Source organism: Brevundimonas sp. 01N35 (genome assembly GCF_056399785.1).
Genome location: NZ_JBFTRZ010000013.1, coordinates 80937 through 96456, shown reverse-complemented (window position 1 = coordinate 96456; position 15520 = coordinate 80937). Strand labels below are relative to the sequence as shown.

The following is a 15520-nucleotide window of genomic DNA, read 5'->3' as shown; positions in this document are numbered from 1 at the left end:
GCCTTCCGCTGGGTGCTCCCTTGCCCGGTGCGCGCGACGAGAGGCTGACGGTCCGACAAGACCCCCGTTCTCTCCGCTCCCGCCGCCGCTTCGGTTCGCCGGCCAAGCGAGCCCTCCCTTGCGACGGGACAGGTGGAGCATGGCGCAGGTTGGCGGTGAGGCGAGTTGATGGGGGCGGCGTTGACGCGATCGCTTGCGGGGTCAGGGATTGGGCGGGGGGATTGTGATGGCTGCACCTTAATACCGCTCACCCCGGCGTCCGCCGGGGTGAGCGGGAATGGGGGGCGAGAGGGCGATGGCAGCGCCGCTGCGCGGCTGGCCTGAGAATGACGGAAGAAGGAATGGACTGGGCTTGAGACCCGGAGAGGACGCCGCCGACGCCGCTCATCTGAGCCTTCTCCCGCAAGGGGGGAAGGACGCATAGAAAAAGGGCGGGACCTTTCGATCCCGCCCTTCCTTGGTCTGCTTGAGAAGCAGGACTTCCTTAGAAGTCCATGCCGCCCATGCCGCCCATTCCACCCATGTCGGGGGCGCCGGCGCCGCCCTTCTTGGGGGCGTCAGCGATAGCGGCTTCCGTCGTGATCATGATGCCGGCGACCGAGGCGGCCGACTTCAGAGCCGAGCGGACGACCTTGGCCGGGTCGATCACGCCCATCTTGACGAGATCGCCGTACTCTTCGGTCTGGGCGTTGAAGCCGAACGAAGCGTCGTTCGAGTCCATGACCTTGCCGACCACGATCGAGCCTTCGACGCCCGAGTTCTCGGAGATCTGACGGATCGGAGCCTGCAGGGCGCGACGGACGATGGCGATGCCGGCGTTCTGATCGGCGTTGGCGCCCTTCAGATCGATCAGCTTCTTGGAGGCTTGCAGCAGGGCCACGCCGCCGCCCGGGACGATGCCTTCGTCAGCCGCCGCGCGGGTGGCGTTGAGGGCGTCGTCGACGCGGTCTTTCTTCTCTTTGACTTCGACTTCGGTCGAGCCGCCGACGCGCAGGACGGCGACGCCGCCAGCCAGCTTGGCCAGACGCTCTTGCAGCTTCTCTTTGTCGTAGTCCGAGGTGGTGTCCTCGATCTGACGCTTGATCTGCGAAACGCGGGCTTCGATGCCCTCTTTCTCACCGGCGCCTTCGACGATGGTGGTGTCGTCCTTGGTGATCGTGACCTTCTTGGCCTTGCCGAGCATGTCCAGGGTGACGGTCTCGAGCTTGATGCCGAGGTCTTCCGAGATGACCTGGCCGCCGGTCAGGATGGCGAGGTCTTCCAGCATGGCCTTGCGGCGGTCGCCGAAGCCCGGAGCCTTGACGGCGGCGACGCGCAGGCCGCCACGCAGCTTGTTGACCACCAGGGTGGCCAGGGCTTCGCCTTCGATGTCCTCGGCGATGATCAGCAGGGGACGACCCGACTGAACCACGGCTTCCAGCACCGGCAGCATGGGCTGCAGCGAGGTCAGCTTCTTCTCGTGGAGCAGGATGAGGGGCTCTTCGAGGGCGACCTCCATCTTGTCGGCGTTGGTGATGAAGTAGGGCGACAGGTAGCCGCGGTCGAACTGCATGCCTTCGACGATGTCGACGGTGGTTTCGGCCGTCTTGGCTTCTTCGACCGTGATGACGCCTTCGTTGCCGACCTTGGCCATGGCCAGGGCGATCAGCTCGCCGATTTCAGCGTCGCCGTTGGCCGAGATGGTGCCGACCTGGGCGATTTCCGAGTTGTTCGAGACCGGCTTGGAGATGGCCTTGACCTCGTCCAGGGCCACCGCGACGGCCTGGTCGATGCCGCGCTTCAGGTCCATCGGGTTCATGCCGGCGGCGACGGCTTTCAGGCCCTCTTGCACGATGGCTTGAGCCAGAACGGTGGCGGTGGTGGTGCCGTCGCCCGCGTTGTCGTTCGCCTTGGAGGCGACTTCGCGGATCATCTGGGCGCCCATGTTCTCGAAGGCGTCTTCCAGTTCGATCTCTTTGGCGACGGTGACGCCGTCCTTGGTCGAGCGCGGGGCGCCGAAGGACTTCTGGATCACGACGTTGCGGCCCTTGGGACCCAGGGTCACCTTGACGGCGTCAGCCAGGATGTTGACGCCGCGCAGCATCTTGTCGCGAGCGTCGGTGTTGAATTTTACGATTTTAGCGGCCATGCGGGCAGCTCCTATCTAGATGTTTTTACGAGAGAAACCGGAAACCCAGAGTGCTTACGAAAGCACGCCCAGGACGTCGGATTCCTTCATGATGATCAGGTCGTCGCCGTCGATCTTCACTTCCGTGCCCGACCACTTGCCGAACAGGATGCGGTCGCCGGCCTTCAGCTCCAGGGCATTGACCTTGCCGGATTCATCGCGGACGCCGGGGCCGACGGAGACGACTTCGCCTTCCTGGGGCTTTTCCTTGGCGGTGTCGGGGATGATGATCCCGCCCTTGGTCTTGGATTCTTCTTCAACGCGCTTGACCAGCACGCGGTCGCCGAGAGGACGAAACGCCATCTGATGATCTCCCAATAGGTAATCGAGTTGTGCCCCGGAACCTGCGGCTTTGGCAGCCGCCCTCCCCGAGTGCTAACGCCACGGGAGGTAGGTCGAGGTCGATAGGCCGTCAAGGCCGAGGCTCGCCGAATTTTCGCCAAGATGACTGGGAGATGAACGGAACCCGTTGGGGGCGTTCAGCGGGACCTTTCTAAAAGGGAAGCCACGGATCAATCGGCTTTCGAAGGGAGCCCGCCATGAAGACCATTTCCAAGATCGGCGTCGGCGCCTTGGCCCTGACGATGCTGGCGACCACCCCCGCCGCCGCCCAGTCCTACCGCGACCGTAACCGCGACAACCCCGGCCGTGACGCCGTGCTGGGCGCCGTCGTCGGCGGCGTCGCCGGGGCCCTGATCGGTCAGGGCGACGGACGCTATGTCGCGGGCGGGGCCCTGGCCGGCGCGGCGCTGGGCGCTGTGGCCTCGAACCGGGGCGACGGCTGCGAATACTACCGCGGCGGCCGCTGCTACCGGAACCAGGGCCACTGGGAGCGGGATCACGGCGTCAACAGCCGCGATGGCTACGACTACAACCGCAACGGCCGTTATTATCGCGACGGCCGCTATTGGCGGAACCACGGCGAATGGCGCAGCAACCAGAACCGTCACGACCGCGACTATCGCTACGACCGTCGCTGGTAGAACAGAGCATCGGATGAACGAAGGCCCGGCGGCGACGCCGGGCCTTTTCCGTGTCCGGTCTCGGCGACCGCCGACGGTCAGGCCGGCTCGTGGGTCTAGGGCGCCGCTCGTCGCGCGGCGCCGATGAGGCCCAGATGGGTGACCCCGAACCCGTCGGGGGATTTGAGGCCGTAGCCCAGGGCGCGGTCGAAACCCAGGTGGGCCAGCCAGATCAAGGCGAGGGCGGTTGGCAGAGCGGCGTCCGTCAGCAGGCCCGCCGCCGCCAGCGCCAGGGGGCCGATCAGGCTGTGGGCCAGATTATAGGCCCAGGCGCCTCGGCGCGGTCCGGCCAGATAACCGAGGAACGACAGGTCGGGGGCCAGGAACAACAGTCCGAACAGCAGCCAGCCCTCGCTGAAGCGGGCGTAGGCCAGAACGGAAACGCCCAGCAGGGCGAGGCCTTCCAGCCGTTGCCAGACGGGCGCGACGACCCTCATGCCAGCAACCGCGTCAGCAGGGCCGCCGTCGACGGATCGAGGTCGGGCGAGGGGGCGCCAGCCGCCACATCCTTCAGCACCGCCTTGGCCAGGACCTTGCCCAGTTCGACGCCCCACTGGTCGAAGCTGTTGATGTCCCAGAGCACGCCCTCGACGAAGGTCTTGTGCTCATAGAGGGCGATCAGGGCGCCCAGGGTCTGCGGCGTCAGGCGGTCCATGAGGATGGCGGTCGAGGGGCGGTTGCCGGGGAAGGCCTTGTGCGGGGCCAGACGGTCGGCCTCAGCCGGCGACGCGCCCGAACCGATCAGTTCGGCATGGACCTGGGCCTCGGTCTTGCCCTGCATCAGGGCCTGACCCTGGGCCAGGGCGTTGGCCCACAGCGGGCTTTCCGAGGCCTCGCCCTGAGTGTGGGCGACGATGACGAACTCGGCCGGGACCACCTGGGGCCCCTGATGGATCTGCTGGAAGAAGGCGTGCTGGCCGTTGGTGCCGGGCTCACCGAACACCACGGGGCAGGTCTGGCGGCCGACCGGCGAGCCGTCGCGGCGGACCCGCTTGCCGTTCGACTCCATCTCCAGCTGCTGCAGGAAGGCCGGCAGACGACGCAGGGCGTGGGCGTAGGGGGCGACGGTGCGCGCGGGCCGGTGCAGGCCGTCGACGTTGTAGATCTGGGCCAGGGCCAGCAGCACCGGGGCGTTGGCCTCCAGCGGCGCTTCGAGGAAATGTCGGTCCAGTTCTGCGGCGCCGTCGAGGAAGCCCTGAAACGCGTCCCAGCCCAGGCCGATGATGCAGCTGAGGCTAACCGCCGACCACAGGGAGTAACGTCCGCCGACCCAGTCCCGGAACGCAAAGGTCCGCCCGCAGCCGAAGGCGGCGGCCTTCTCGGGCGCGGCGGTGACGCCGATGAAATGCCGGTCCATGCCGTCGGCGGGCAGGGCGGCGGCCAGCCACGCTCGGGCGACTTCGGCGTTGGTCAGGGTCTCCAGGGTGGTGAAGGTCTTGGACACGACGACGACCAGGGTCGAGGCCGGGTCCAGCCCGGTCAGGGCCTCGGCCATGTCGTGCGGGTCGACATTGGCGACGAAGCGAACGTCGATGGCCGGGTCGAGCGGACGCAGGGCGTCCCAGATGAGGCGCGGTCCCAGGTCTGAGCCGCCGATGCCGATGTGCACCACGGCCTCGAACGGCCGGCCTGTCGCCCCGGTCTCGAGGCTGGCCCGGACGGCGTGGGCGTAGTCGCGCATCTGGTCGCGCACGGCGTCCACCTCGGCCGAGACGGCTTCGCCCAGAGCATGAAAATCGGCCCGCGGCGCGGCGCGCAGGGCCGGATGCAGGACGGCGCGGCCCTCGGTGGTGTTGACGGCCTCGCCGCCGAACAGGGCGGCGCGGCGCCCCTCGACATCGGCGGCGCGGGCCAGGTCCAGGGCGGTCTCGAATCCGGCGCGGGTCCAGCTCTGTTTCGACAGGTCCAGATGAAGCCCGGCGGCGTCGACGCTCATCCGGGCCAGCCGCTCGGGATCGGCGGTGAACTGTGCGTCGATGCGGGCGTCGGCGTCGCGGCGCGCGACGGCTTCCAGTTCGGTCCAGGCGGAGACGGTGAGGGCGGCGTGAGGCATGGTCGTCTCCCAAAGCGGCGATCTGCAAGCCCTCGTTTACGGCTCAGGCGTATGAGGGTCCAATCGAATGCGCACGGCAAGGCCTTCAACAAGCGTTTCCTGCGCGATCTGAAAAGGAAGCGCCATGTCCTGTGGTCTCGCCCTCGCCGCCGCCCTGATGCTCAGCGACCCGTCCGTGGCCGCCGCAGCCGCCGTGCCGCCCGTCGCCGCCGACGCGCCCGTCTCGGTGGCGCATGAGCCCCTGTTCGCCGATCTGGTCGCGCGTTCGGGGTCGCTGAAATCCATCGTCGACGGCTGGATCGCCTCGGGCGCGGCCGACGCCCACGGCTTCCTGAGCGGCGCCGCCTTCACTGGCTTCAAGACCCAGGCGACGGAGCTGGCCGCCCGAGACCTGCAGGGCCATCTGGTGCTGAAGGAACGCGGCACGGACAACGACCTGAAATGCATCCTGCGCGGTATTTCCGAGGACATGCCCAAGAAGGTCGCCGCCGTCGAAGCCGCCGCCAACGCCGCCGAACGCAAGGCCGCGCTGGAAGACCTGGCCTATCTGCTGAACGACAACGTCGAGGTCATCACCTCGCCGCCCAAGCCAGCCGTCTGAAGGACGGCGGGCTTGGGCTTTCTTTTTTGGGCCTACCGCGCTTCGCGCTACTTGAGGCGCATTCTTGAGTGGGCCTACCGCCCGTTGGGCTACTTGAGGCCCGCGCCCAATTATCGTCATCCCGGCCGCAGCGAAGCGGAGAGCCGGGACCGCCCAGAACGCCGCGCTTGCAGCGGTCCCCGATAGCGGCTGCGCCGCTTCCGGGATGACGGGAACGGTTAGCGCTTCTCTGTCCCCAGAGCGTCGATGATGACGCCTTCGGTCAGCAACTGCGGCAGGATGCGGGGCTCGGGGCGGTCGGGCGTATAGAGCAGATACAGCGGCACGCCCGAACGGCCGTGGCGCTCCAGCTCGGCCGTGATGGCGTCGTCACGGCGGGTCCAGTCGCCGACCAGATAGATGGCGTCATGGGATTTCAGCGCCTCGGCCGTCCTGGCCGAGGACAGGGCCGCGCCCTCGTTGATCTTGCAGGTCACGCACCAGTCGGCGGTGAAGTTGACCAGTACCGGACGGCCCTCGGCCAGCGCCGCCTGCACGGCGTCGGACGACCAGGGCTGCGACGGCAGACGGGTTGAGGCGGCGGCGCCGCCGGTCGAGGCGGGCACGGCGCGGCCCGCCATCACGCCCAGGCCGAGGGCCGCGATCAGCGACAGGGCGGCGGCGATCCCGGCGACGCGGCCCCCGCCCCCGGCGGCTTGCGCCCGCCCGAACAGCCAGAGCGCCAGGGCCAGCATCAGGCCGGCGCCGAACAGCAGAGCGAGCGCGTCGGCGGTCTGGCGGCCATAGACCCAGGCCAGCCACAGGGCGGCGCCGTACATGGGGAAGGCCAGCAGGTTCCTGAGCGTCTCCATCCACGGACCGGGACGCGGCAGGCGCGCCAGAAGGCCGGGGCTGAGGCTGATCAGCAGATAGGGCAGGGCCAGGCCGAGGCCCAGCATGAGGAAGACCGCCAGGGCCATGGGCCAGGGCATCAGCAGGGCGGCGCCCAGGGCGAAGGCCATGAAGGGGGCGGTGCAGGGGGCGGCCACCACCACGGCCAGAACCCCGGTGAAGAAGGCGCCGAGCGCGCCGGGCAGACGCGCCAGCGGGCCGTGGCCGGCGCCCTGCAGTCCCGCGCCGATATGGAAGACGCCCGACAGGTTCAACGCCACGGCCAGCATCAGCAGGGCCAGAGCCGCGACCACGCCCGGCGACTGCAGCTGGAAGCCCCAGCCCAGGGCCTGACCGCCGGCGCGTAGGGCCAGCAGCGCCCCCGCCAGGATCAGGAAGGTCGCCAGCACCCCGGCCAGGAAGGCCAGACCGTCGCGCCGCGCCTCACCCGGATGATGCGCCGAGCGGGTCAGGGCGGCGGCCTTCATCGCCAGAATGGGGAAGACGCAGGGCATGAGGTTGAGGATCAGCCCGCCGATCAGGGCGAACAGGGCGGCCTGGCCGAAGGCGCTCAGGCTGACAGGAGCCTTGGCGATCGTCTCGCCACTGGCCAGGGCGCCGTCGCCGGTCGTACCGGCCAGGGCGGGGCCGGGGGTCGCATAAATCTCCCAGGCGCCGAGATCGGTGGCCAGGACGCCCGCGACCGGACCCTTCAGGCCCTCGGCGGTCTGGCCGCGCCCGGCGGCGACGGACAGGGTCAGGCCGTCGGGGCCGCGCTGGCCGGTCTGGACGGCGGCGTGGTCGATGACCCCGCCCTCGAAGGGGAAGAAATAGGCCCATTTCGGCGTCGCGCCGGCCAGCGGCCCGCCGGTCGCCGTCAGGGTCAGCTGGCCGTCCGCGAAGGCGGCGCGGGCGTCGATCCCGGCCGGGCGCGGGGCGTTCTCGACGACGGTCTGGATCTCCCGGCCCCAGCGCGGGTCGAGCGGGGCGGCGCCGTCCTGCACCCGCAGGTCCAGAGCCAGGTCGAGGTCTTCGGGCACGCACATCTGGTCGCTGCAGACGAAGAAATGCGCCGTCGTCTTCAGCCGCAGGACCTGGCCCGGCCGGGCGTCGGCGGGGATGTCGATCGGGACCGGCAGGACGACGGCGTCGGAATAGCCGTAGTTCATCAAGGTCTTGAGCCGCTGACGCTCGGGCAGGGGCCAGACGATGTCGCCCGCCTTGACCCCGGGCGGCAGGATCCAGTCCAGGGTGGTCGGGCCGCCGGAATCGCCGGGATTGCGCCAATAGGTGTGCCAGCCGGGTTGGATCTGCTGGCGCACGGCGACCACGGCGGTCGAGCCGGGCGCGGCCCAGGCGCTCATGGGGACCAGTTCGGCCTCGATCCGCTCGGTGCGCTGCGGGCCGGTCGAGGGCGAGGCGGCGCCCGCTTTCAACGCCTGATCCATCGCCAGGTCTTGGGCGGACGGCGTGGCGGACGCCGAGGCGGCGAAGGTCAGCCAGACGAGGAGGGCGGCGAGAAGACGCAAAGGGGCGGCACCGGGCGATGGAGGACGTGGCCGGACCTTAGCCGCCGCGCGCCTCTACAGCCACCTGTCGCGACTCCAGGCCGCATCGGCGTCGGGTCTAGCGTCGAGGCCGGGCCTCGATCAGCACCTCGGTGCGGCGGCGCAGCGGATCGTTGACACCGTTGACCATGGCTCCGTCGGCGCCGCCCGCGGCGACTTCGAAGGCGGGCGCGGGCAGACCTGCGCCGGCCAGGGCCTCGGCCACCGAACGGGCGCGGCGTTCGGACAGAGACTGGTTCGCCGCGGCCGTGCCGCTGCGGGCGTCGGCGAGCCCGAGCACCTGAACCCGGGTGACGTCGCAGCCCTGAAGCTGGGTCGCGGTCAGGCCGATGGCCTGGCGGGCGGCCGCGGTCAGCCGCGCCTGATCCTGATCGAAATAGACTTCGAACCGCTTGGCGGCGCAGGCGGCGGTGTCGCTGACCAGATCGCTGCGGTTCTGGTACGCGCCGGGCGGGGCGCAACTCGCTGCCAGCGCCAGCGTCAGGCCGCCGACGACGGCGACCGGGAGGATCGATTTCATGCGCAGCCCCAACAAACGCCCAGCCCCGGGCGCGACATTATAGAACCTGGAAGCGGAAAGGGCGGCCCGCGCAAACGGACCGCCCCTTGAACCTGACCCGAAAATCGTCCGGGCGCCAGTCGCCTAGTAGCGACGCTGGCCGTTCTCCCAGTAGCACTCGTTCTGGCGATTATCGTAGCAGTAGTAATAACGGCCCTGATTATCGCGATAGCGCTGCTGGTTCCTTCGGTCCTGGTTGGAGCCTCGGATGACGCCGGCGGCGCCGCCGGCGAGAGCGCCGATGGCCGCGCCGGTGGCTGCGTTGCCGCCCCCGACGTTGTTGCCGATGATGGCGCCGGCCACCGCGCCGATGCCCGCGCCGATGGCGCCCTGACGCACGGCCTCGTTATTGCCGCCGCCGTAATACGGTTCACTGGCGCAGGCGGTGACCAGAAGGCCGGCGCCGGCGATGGCGATGATCGCCTTGTTCATGGATCTGTCCTTCATCCCAAGGGGGCTCCCCTGAAGCACACAGAACGCGGGGAAAAGGCGGCGGTTCCGGGGCGACCCGCCCCAAGCTTCACATTATTTAGTCCAAGCGTCGCCGTTCAGCGGAACCGGGGCGTGAAACGAGGCGTTCGCCGGTCATGACCGACCTCCCCGTCGAACCAGGCGCGCCCGCCGCCGCGCCCTCGCCGCGTTCTCTGACGCCGCACGTCGCCTTCCGGCGGGTGACCATTCTGGTCAATCCCCTGTCCGGCGGGGTCGGCCCCCAGGCCGCTGCAGAGGTTGAAGCCATCCTGCGCGACTATGAATGCGAGCCGACGGTGACGACGCTGGAGGGCGCGCGCATCCAGGATCAGATCGGCGAGGCCCTGGAGGCGAAGCCCGACGTCCTGTTCGTCCTCGCCGGCGACGGCACGGCGCGGTCGGTCGCGGCGCGCGCCGGGGCCAAGGGACCGCTGGTCGCCCCCCTGCCCGGCGGGACGATGAACATGCTGCCCAAGGCGCTTTACGGCACGGCCGACTGGAAGCTGGCCCTGCGTCTGGCGCTGGAGGAAGGCGCGCCCCAGGCCGTGTCGGGGGGGATGGTCGAGGGCGAGGCCTTCTATTGCGCGGCCATCCTGGGCTCGCCCGCCCTGTGGGCGCCGGCGCGCGAGGCGATGCGGACCGGCAAGCTGAAACTGGCCTGGATGTACGGACGGCGGGCGCTGAAGCGGGCCTTCACCGGCCGTATCCGCTTCAGCCTGGACGGCGGCGTCAAGCGGCGCGCCGAGGCCCTGGTGCTGATCAGTCCGATGATCTCCAAGGCCATGGACGAGCCGGTGGGGCTGGAGGCGGCGGCGATGAACACCTCCGACGCGGGCGAAGCCTTCCGGCTGGCGGCCCACGCCCTGTTCGACGACTGGCGGCACGACCCCAATGTGACGACCCAGCCGGCGCGCTGGATCGGGGTGTCGGCCCGGTCGAAGATTCCGGCGGTGATCGACGGCGAGCCCATGCTGCTGGGGCGCGAGGCGACCGTGACCTTCCTGCCGCGCGCCTTCATGGCTCTGGCGCCGCGCCTTCCCGCGGCGGAGGACGGCGTTTGACGGGGCGGGTGATCCAGTTCTCGGACGTGCATTTCGGCTGCGAACACGTCCACGCCGTCGCCGCCGCGCTGGACTACGCCCATGCCGTGCCGCACGACCTGGTGCTGATCACCGGCGACATCACCCAGCAGGGCCGGCCCAGGGAATTCGCGGCGGCGGGCGCGTGGATCCGCGCCATGCCCCAGCCGGTCTTCGTCACCGTCGGCAATCACGACGTGCCCTACTGGGACGTGATGGCGCGGCTGTTCTGGCCGTGGCGGGCGTTCGAGGCGGCGACCGGCCACCCGGCCCATGACCATGAGTTCAAACGCGACAATCTGATGGTGCGCGGCGTAACCACGGCGCGCGGCTGGCAGGCGCGGCCCAACTGGTCCAAGGGCGTCATCGACCTGGACCAGACCCGACGTGCGGCCGAGGCCCTGCGCAACGCGCCGATCGGGGCGCTGCGCATACTGGCCTGCCATCACCCGCTGATCGAGATGATCGGCGCGCCCATGACCGGCGAGGTCAAGCGCGGCGACAAGGCGGCCCTGATCTTCGCCGAGGCGGGGGTGGACCTGATCGCCACGGGCCATGTGCATGTGCCCTTCGCCCTGGGCATCGACCTGTCGGACCGCTGCTCCTACGCCATCGGTTGCGGGACCCTGTCCCATCGCGAGCGGGGCGCGCCGCCCAGCTTCAACCGGATCGAATGGAACCCGCGCGAGATCGTGGCGACGGCGGTGGTGTGGACCGGCAAGCGGTTCGAGGATCACCAGACCTGGCGGCTGCCGCGACGCCAGGACACGCGGCGCGCCGAGACGGCCCCCGACCCCGTGACGCCGGGCGAGAAGGAGGCGGCCGCTAGCTGACGTCGCCCGCACGCAACCACGAAGCCCCGAAACAGGAAAAAAGGGCCTCGGCGATCCGCCGGGCCCTTCTTTCGGTGCAGCCTCAGGGCCGCGTCAGATTCGCGGACCGCGCCCGCGCATCCCGCCGACGACCAGCGAGACCACGAACAGGATGACGGCGATGATGGCGACGAACTTGGCGATCTCGAACGACATGCCCGAGATTCCGCCGAAGCCGAGAACGGCGGCGACCAGGGCGATGATGAAGAAGATGATGGCCCAGCGAAGCATGGAGAATCCTCCGGAACGTGGTTGACGGGAGCGAAACCGTCGACCCCTCCCGTCGACCGTTCCGCCTGCTTCAACAACGCTCCGAAGGCTTGACCGTTCCGAGATTTAACGCCGACGTGTGCGGCTTTTCTCGGTGAAGGCCGCCGCGACCATGGTGGCCAGGGCGGGATTGCGCAGGAAGATCCATCCGCCGGCCAGGGCCGCCGCCGCGCCCAGGATCGGACGCTGCTGGAACAGGTGGAAGGCGCGCATGCCCAGACCTTCCGGCTCGTAGTCCTCTTCCTCCTCGCCGTGCGCGCGGCGCACGAAAATCAGGGCGACGATCAGGGCGATGACGGCGAAGACGGCCGAGGTGATCGCCGCCGCCGCCAGCGGCACGACGACGAGCGCCAGCAGGTAATAGGCCGTGGCGCCCAGGGCGACCATGGCCACGAAGGCCGCGCCGGCCGCGACGAAGGTCGCGACCGCGCGGTTGATGAGCCCCCGCCCGATCATCAGCGGCGACGACCGGCGAGCAGCAGGCCGAGCACGACGCCGACGCCCAGGGCGATGGCGGTCGACTGCACCGGACGTTCCTGCACGCGTTCGATGACGTAGCGCTGGGCTTCCTCGAAGCGCTCGGCGGCGTCGTCGTAATACTCGCGGCCGCGCACCCGGGCGTCGTCGTAATAGCCGCGCGCCTTGTCGCGCAGCTCGTCGCCCTGCTCGCGCAGACGGGCTTCGGCCTCGGCGGCCTTTTCCTTGAGGCGCTGGGTTTCCTCGCGCGCCCCGGTCTTGAGATCCTCCTTGAGGGTCTTCAGATCGTTCTTGATGTCTTCCCGAGCCTTGGTCGTGGCCATGATGCGCGCTCCGCTTCTGTGTAAGCTTGACGGTTAAATAGAGAACCCCTGGCCCGAACGCCACACCGGGGGCCAAGGTTCCCGCAATGCAGCAAGCCTTGGCCTGTCGCGCAAGCCGCCTTCTGGCGTCGTTCCAACCGCCGTTCTAGAAAGAACGTCATGACCCAATGGCTGTTCCCCCCCGCTCCGACCCCGTCCCTGCCCATCGTCGGCGACGCGCGCCGCTTCCCCGTCCGCCGCATCCTGTGCGTCGGCCAGAACTACGCCGCCCACGCCCGCGAAATGGGGGCCGATCCGAACAAGCCTGCCCCCTTCTTCTTCGCCAAGCCGGCCGACGCCCTGGTCGTGGACGGGGTCGATCCGACCTATCCGTCGGCGACGGCGAACCTGCACCATGAGGTTGAACTGGTCGTCGCCGTCGGCGAGGGCGGAACCGTCGCGGGCTGGGCCGTCGGCGTCGATCTGACGCGGCGCGACCTGCAGGCCGAAGCGAAAGCCAAGGGGCGGCCGTGGGAGGCGGGCAAGGCCTTCGACCAGTCGGCCCCGTGCGGCGCGCTGACGCTGGGCGCCCTGCCCGACGCGGACGCGGTGATCGCGCTCAAGGTCAACGGCGAGACGCGCCAGTCGGGGCGTCTGTCGGACATGATCTGGGACCCGGCGGGGATTCTGGCCAAGGCCAATGAGCTGTGGAGCCTGCAGCCCGGCGACCTGATCTTCACCGGCACGCCCGAGGGCGTCGGGCCTCTGGTTCCCGGCGACCGGGTCGAGGCGAGCATCGACGGTCTGGCCCCGCTCGCCTTCACGGTACAGCCATGATCCTGCACGGCTATTGGCGCTCGGGCACCAGCTACCGCACCCGCATCGCGCTTAATCTGAAAGGTCTGGCCTATCAGACGGCGCCGGTCGATCTGCGGGCTGGGGCGCAGAGGTCGGAGGCCTATCGCGCGCTCAACCCTCAGGGTCTGGTTCCTGCGCTGGAGGTCGACGACCTGATCCTGACCCAGAGCCCGGCTATTCTGGAATGGCTGGAGGAGACCTGTCCGACCCCGGCCTTGCTGCCCTCAAACGCCGCCGACCGCGCCTGCGTGCGCGCCATGGCGGCGCTGATCGGCTGCGACGTCCATCCGCTGAACAATCTGCGGGTGCTGAAGGCGGTGAAGGATCTCGGCGCCGATCAGGCGGGGGTGGACGCCTGGGCCAGGCGCTGGATCGTCGAGGGTTTCCACGCGTTGGAGGCCCAGGTGGTGCGCCACGGCGAGGGCTGGTGCTTCGGCGGGGGCCCGACGCTGGCCGACTGCTACCTGATTCCGCAGATTTATTCGGCCCGGCGGTTCAACGTCGATCTGACGGCGTTTCCGCGTCTGCTGGAGATCGAAATGCGGGCCGACCTGCATCCGGCCTTCATTGCGGCGCATCCGGACAATCAACCAGACGGGCAACCAGACGGGCAACCAGACGGGCAACCAGACGGGCAACCAGACGGGCAACCAGACGGGCAACCGGACGCGGATTAAGCCTGTTCGTTCACCAACGGCATTGATTTCGGTCAATCTCCCTTAAGCTTTGGCGCTGAATATCGGCGTCGTGAGATTCGCCGTCCCGCCCTCTCCAGCCGACCGGCTCGCCATCGCTGTGGTGACTGAGCCCGAACGGTCCCGCCCGCTGCCGCCCGGCCAGCGGGAGGACGCCATGCGTCATCTGCTGCAAACGGCGGGCGATGCGGGCGTCGGCGTGGTCGCGACCCGGCCCGAGGGCGACGTCGAACGGCTGCTGGGCCAGGCCTGGCCCTTCCCCTCGCCCTTCCGCGTCACCGCGCGCACCGTGCCCCTGGCCGACGGTCTGGACCGGGTCGAGGCCCGCGCCCGCCGCTCGCTGGAACGCATGGGCCTGCCGCGCGGCGACGCCGTCCTGGTGCAGAACGCGTCCGATCTGGCCGGGGCCGAGGGCCGCGCCCTGTGGGCCCGCCTGACGGCGCTGAAGGAACGCGGCATCTTCCGCAAGATCGGCTTCGTCGCCACGGTCGAGGACGGCCCGGCCCTGATCGCGCGGCGCTTCCAGCCCGACGTGGTGCAGGTCGCCTGCAACATCCTGGACCAGCGCGCCGCGCGCGGCGGGGTGATCGAGGCTCTGGCCGCGCAAGGGGTCGAGGTGCATCTGGCCTCGGTCTTCGCCCAGGGCCTGTTGTTCGCCAACCGCGAAAGCCTGCCGCCCGAGCTGGCCGCGCACGGCATGGCCCTGTCGCGCACGCGTCGGCGTCTGGCCGAGGCGCGCGTCGATCCGATGCAGGCGGCCCTGGCCTATGCGCTGAACCTGCCCGGCGTGGCCTCGGTGATCGCCAGCGTGGCCTCGGCCGCCGAACTGCGCGCCATCGTCGCCGCTTCGCACGCGGACAAGCCCGACATCGACTGGGACGCCCTGGCGCTGGACGAAGCCCCCGCCGCCGTCGCCTCGCGCGCCCGCCTGTACGTCAGCAACGCCGCCTGATCAGGGCGCCCAACTGGGGGCACCGCGGGGCGCCGGTCGAAAGCCCGACTGGATAAGGGCTTGCTGCCGTTTGGCAATTTCGCGTCCGAGGGAAAGGAACAGCAGGCCAGCTAGGGCGAACGCAACGTTGGACGGAACCGACATAAGCAATCCTGTCGCCAATTGGTCCTCGGCGACGGCCCGACCGATGACGTTGCCCAGCATGTTCAGAACAACGCCGGCAAGATAGGCGGCCCACCACAATCTCATGCGCAATGGGTCGGACTTGCTGCGCCAGCCGTCAGGATAAGTGCTCGATCGCCAGAGTTCCGCGGTGACGCCATAGGGTTTGAACAGGGCGGCAAAGGGAATGAAAAACCACAGCACCGCCCAGTGCGGCTGGGTGTCGAGTTTCAAGCCCAGGGCGTGAGCATTGCGGTTTGCCTGATAGTACCAGATCAGGGTCACGACCGCGCCGATATAGGTGGCCGCAAGGTTCAGAAGCAGGGTGGCCGCCACGGTGTCGGTGAGCCAGGACAGATCGAGGGCGCCGTCGCCGGCGACTGAACCGAGGGACCAGGCCGCAATCAGACCTAGGGGGGCGATGGCGGCGGTCGCAATATAGATCCAGCCGATGACTTCGACGGCTCGCCACCAGCCCATGATGCTGCGCGGTCTGTGTACTTTGTTGCTCATTTGACTTCCCCCCAGAAGATCGGAGCATT

The 15520-nt window shown here is 69.2% G+C and carries 18 protein-coding genes; 7 read left to right on the top strand and 11 right to left on the bottom strand.

The window, feature by feature from the left end; genetic code table 11:
• Positions 1 to 484: 484 nt before the first annotated feature.
• Both groL and groES read right to left on the bottom strand, forming a co-directional pair.
• Positions 485 to 2128, bottom strand: a complete 1644-nt coding sequence (gene groL, locus AC1DJ5_RS13235; RefSeq protein WP_441456304.1) for a chaperonin GroEL — start codon at positions 2126 to 2128, stop codon at positions 485 to 487.
• A 54-nt stretch (positions 2129 to 2182) separates the two neighbouring features.
• Positions 2183 to 2470: a co-chaperone GroES gene (gene groES, locus AC1DJ5_RS13230; RefSeq protein ID WP_008259448.1), complete on the bottom strand. Its 288-nt coding sequence runs from the start codon at positions 2468 to 2470 to the stop codon at positions 2183 to 2185.
• A 236-nt stretch (positions 2471 to 2706) separates the two neighbouring features.
• Between groES and AC1DJ5_RS13225 the strand changes: the two genes are divergently transcribed.
• Positions 2707 to 3150: a hypothetical protein gene (locus AC1DJ5_RS13225; protein WP_441456303.1), complete on the top strand. Its 444-nt coding sequence runs from the start codon at positions 2707 to 2709 to the stop codon at positions 3148 to 3150.
• Between the two features lie 95 nt (positions 3151 to 3245).
• On the opposite strand, the gene AC1DJ5_RS13220 is transcribed toward AC1DJ5_RS13225, so the two are convergent.
• Together AC1DJ5_RS13220 and pgi are read right to left on the bottom strand one after the other, a co-directional pair.
• A complete protein-coding gene (locus AC1DJ5_RS13220; RefSeq protein ID WP_477020912.1) occupies positions 3246 to 3626 on the bottom strand; it encodes a DUF4260 family protein in 381 nt (126 codons plus the stop codon).
• Complete coding sequence (pgi, locus tag AC1DJ5_RS13215) at positions 3623 to 5242, bottom strand: glucose-6-phosphate isomerase (protein WP_477020911.1); 1620 nt, start codon at positions 5240 to 5242, stop codon at positions 3623 to 3625. Before pgi ends, AC1DJ5_RS13220 begins: the two co-directional genes overlap by 4 nt.
• A gap of 124 nt (positions 5243 to 5366) precedes the next feature.
• Between pgi and AC1DJ5_RS13210 the strand changes: the two genes are divergently transcribed.
• Positions 5367 to 5843 carry a hypothetical protein gene (locus AC1DJ5_RS13210; protein ID WP_441456300.1) on the top strand — a complete coding sequence of 159 codons (477 nt, stop codon included), beginning with the start codon at positions 5367 to 5369 and terminating at the stop codon, positions 5841 to 5843.
• Between the two features lie 218 nt (positions 5844 to 6061).
• On the opposite strand, the gene AC1DJ5_RS13205 is transcribed toward AC1DJ5_RS13210, so the two are convergent.
• The 3 genes from AC1DJ5_RS13205 to AC1DJ5_RS13195 all read right to left on the bottom strand — a co-directional run bounded on the left by AC1DJ5_RS13205 (position 6062) and on the right by AC1DJ5_RS13195 (position 9272).
• Complete coding sequence (locus AC1DJ5_RS13205; RefSeq protein WP_477020910.1) at positions 6062 to 8242, bottom strand: protein-disulfide reductase DsbD family protein; 2181 nt, start codon at positions 8240 to 8242, stop codon at positions 6062 to 6064.
• Positions 8243 to 8339: 97 nt separating this feature from the next.
• On the bottom strand, positions 8340 to 8801 hold the full coding sequence (locus AC1DJ5_RS13200; protein WP_477020909.1) for an OmpA family protein: 462 nt from the start codon (positions 8799 to 8801) through the stop codon (positions 8340 to 8342).
• A 123-nt stretch (positions 8802 to 8924) separates the two neighbouring features.
• Complete coding sequence (locus tag AC1DJ5_RS13195; RefSeq protein WP_441456297.1) at positions 8925 to 9272, bottom strand: YMGG-like glycine zipper-containing protein; 348 nt, start codon at positions 9270 to 9272, stop codon at positions 8925 to 8927.
• A 155-nt stretch (positions 9273 to 9427) separates the two neighbouring features.
• Here AC1DJ5_RS13195 and AC1DJ5_RS13190 point away from each other — a divergent pair, with 155 nt between their 5' ends.
• Both AC1DJ5_RS13190 and AC1DJ5_RS13185 read left to right on the top strand, forming a co-directional pair.
• Entirely contained in the window at positions 9428 to 10372 is a 945-nt protein-coding gene (locus AC1DJ5_RS13190; RefSeq protein WP_441456296.1) for a diacylglycerol/lipid kinase family protein, read from the top strand.
• Positions 10369 to 11223, top strand: a complete 855-nt coding sequence (locus AC1DJ5_RS13185) for a metallophosphoesterase family protein (protein ID WP_477020908.1) — start codon at positions 10369 to 10371, stop codon at positions 11221 to 11223. The genes AC1DJ5_RS13190 and AC1DJ5_RS13185 overlap by 4 nt, the downstream gene beginning before the upstream one ends.
• A gap of 93 nt (positions 11224 to 11316) precedes the next feature.
• Here the strand turns inward: AC1DJ5_RS13185 and AC1DJ5_RS13180 are convergent, their stop codons facing one another.
• The 3 genes from AC1DJ5_RS13180 to AC1DJ5_RS13170 all read right to left on the bottom strand — a co-directional run bounded on the left by AC1DJ5_RS13180 (position 11317) and on the right by AC1DJ5_RS13170 (position 12332).
• Positions 11317 to 11493 carry a DUF1328 domain-containing protein gene (locus tag AC1DJ5_RS13180; RefSeq protein ID WP_300201173.1) on the bottom strand — a complete coding sequence of 59 codons (177 nt, stop codon included), beginning with the start codon at positions 11491 to 11493 and terminating at the stop codon, positions 11317 to 11319.
• A 105-nt stretch (positions 11494 to 11598) separates the two neighbouring features.
• A complete protein-coding gene (locus tag AC1DJ5_RS13175; RefSeq protein ID WP_477020907.1) occupies positions 11599 to 11988 on the bottom strand; it encodes a hypothetical protein in 390 nt (129 codons plus the stop codon).
• Positions 11988 to 12332 carry a glycine zipper domain-containing protein gene (locus AC1DJ5_RS13170; protein WP_441456293.1) on the bottom strand — a complete coding sequence of 115 codons (345 nt, stop codon included), beginning with the start codon at positions 12330 to 12332 and terminating at the stop codon, positions 11988 to 11990. The genes AC1DJ5_RS13175 and AC1DJ5_RS13170 overlap by 1 nt, the downstream gene beginning before the upstream one ends.
• Positions 12333 to 12491: 159 nt before the next feature.
• Here AC1DJ5_RS13170 and AC1DJ5_RS13165 point away from each other — a divergent pair, with 159 nt between their 5' ends.
• The 3 genes from AC1DJ5_RS13165 (at position 12492) to AC1DJ5_RS13155 (ending at position 14816) form a co-directional block, all read left to right on the top strand.
• Positions 12492 to 13148, top strand: a complete 657-nt coding sequence (locus tag AC1DJ5_RS13165; protein WP_441456292.1) for a fumarylacetoacetate hydrolase family protein — start codon at positions 12492 to 12494, stop codon at positions 13146 to 13148.
• The gene (maiA, locus tag AC1DJ5_RS13160) at positions 13145 to 13846 is read left to right on the top strand and encodes a maleylacetoacetate isomerase (protein WP_477020906.1); all 702 of its coding nucleotides are present in this window, start codon (positions 13145 to 13147) and stop codon (positions 13844 to 13846) included. The genes AC1DJ5_RS13165 and maiA overlap by 4 nt, the downstream gene beginning before the upstream one ends.
• 70 nt (positions 13847 to 13916) lie before the next feature.
• Entirely contained in the window at positions 13917 to 14816 is a 900-nt protein-coding gene (locus tag AC1DJ5_RS13155; RefSeq protein WP_441456290.1) for an aldo/keto reductase, read from the top strand.
• Here AC1DJ5_RS13155 and AC1DJ5_RS13150 read toward each other — a convergent pair whose 3' ends face one another.
• A complete protein-coding gene (locus tag AC1DJ5_RS13150) occupies positions 14817 to 15491 on the bottom strand; it encodes a DUF4328 domain-containing protein (protein WP_477020905.1) in 675 nt (224 codons plus the stop codon).
• Positions 15492 to 15520: the final 29 nt, after the last annotated feature.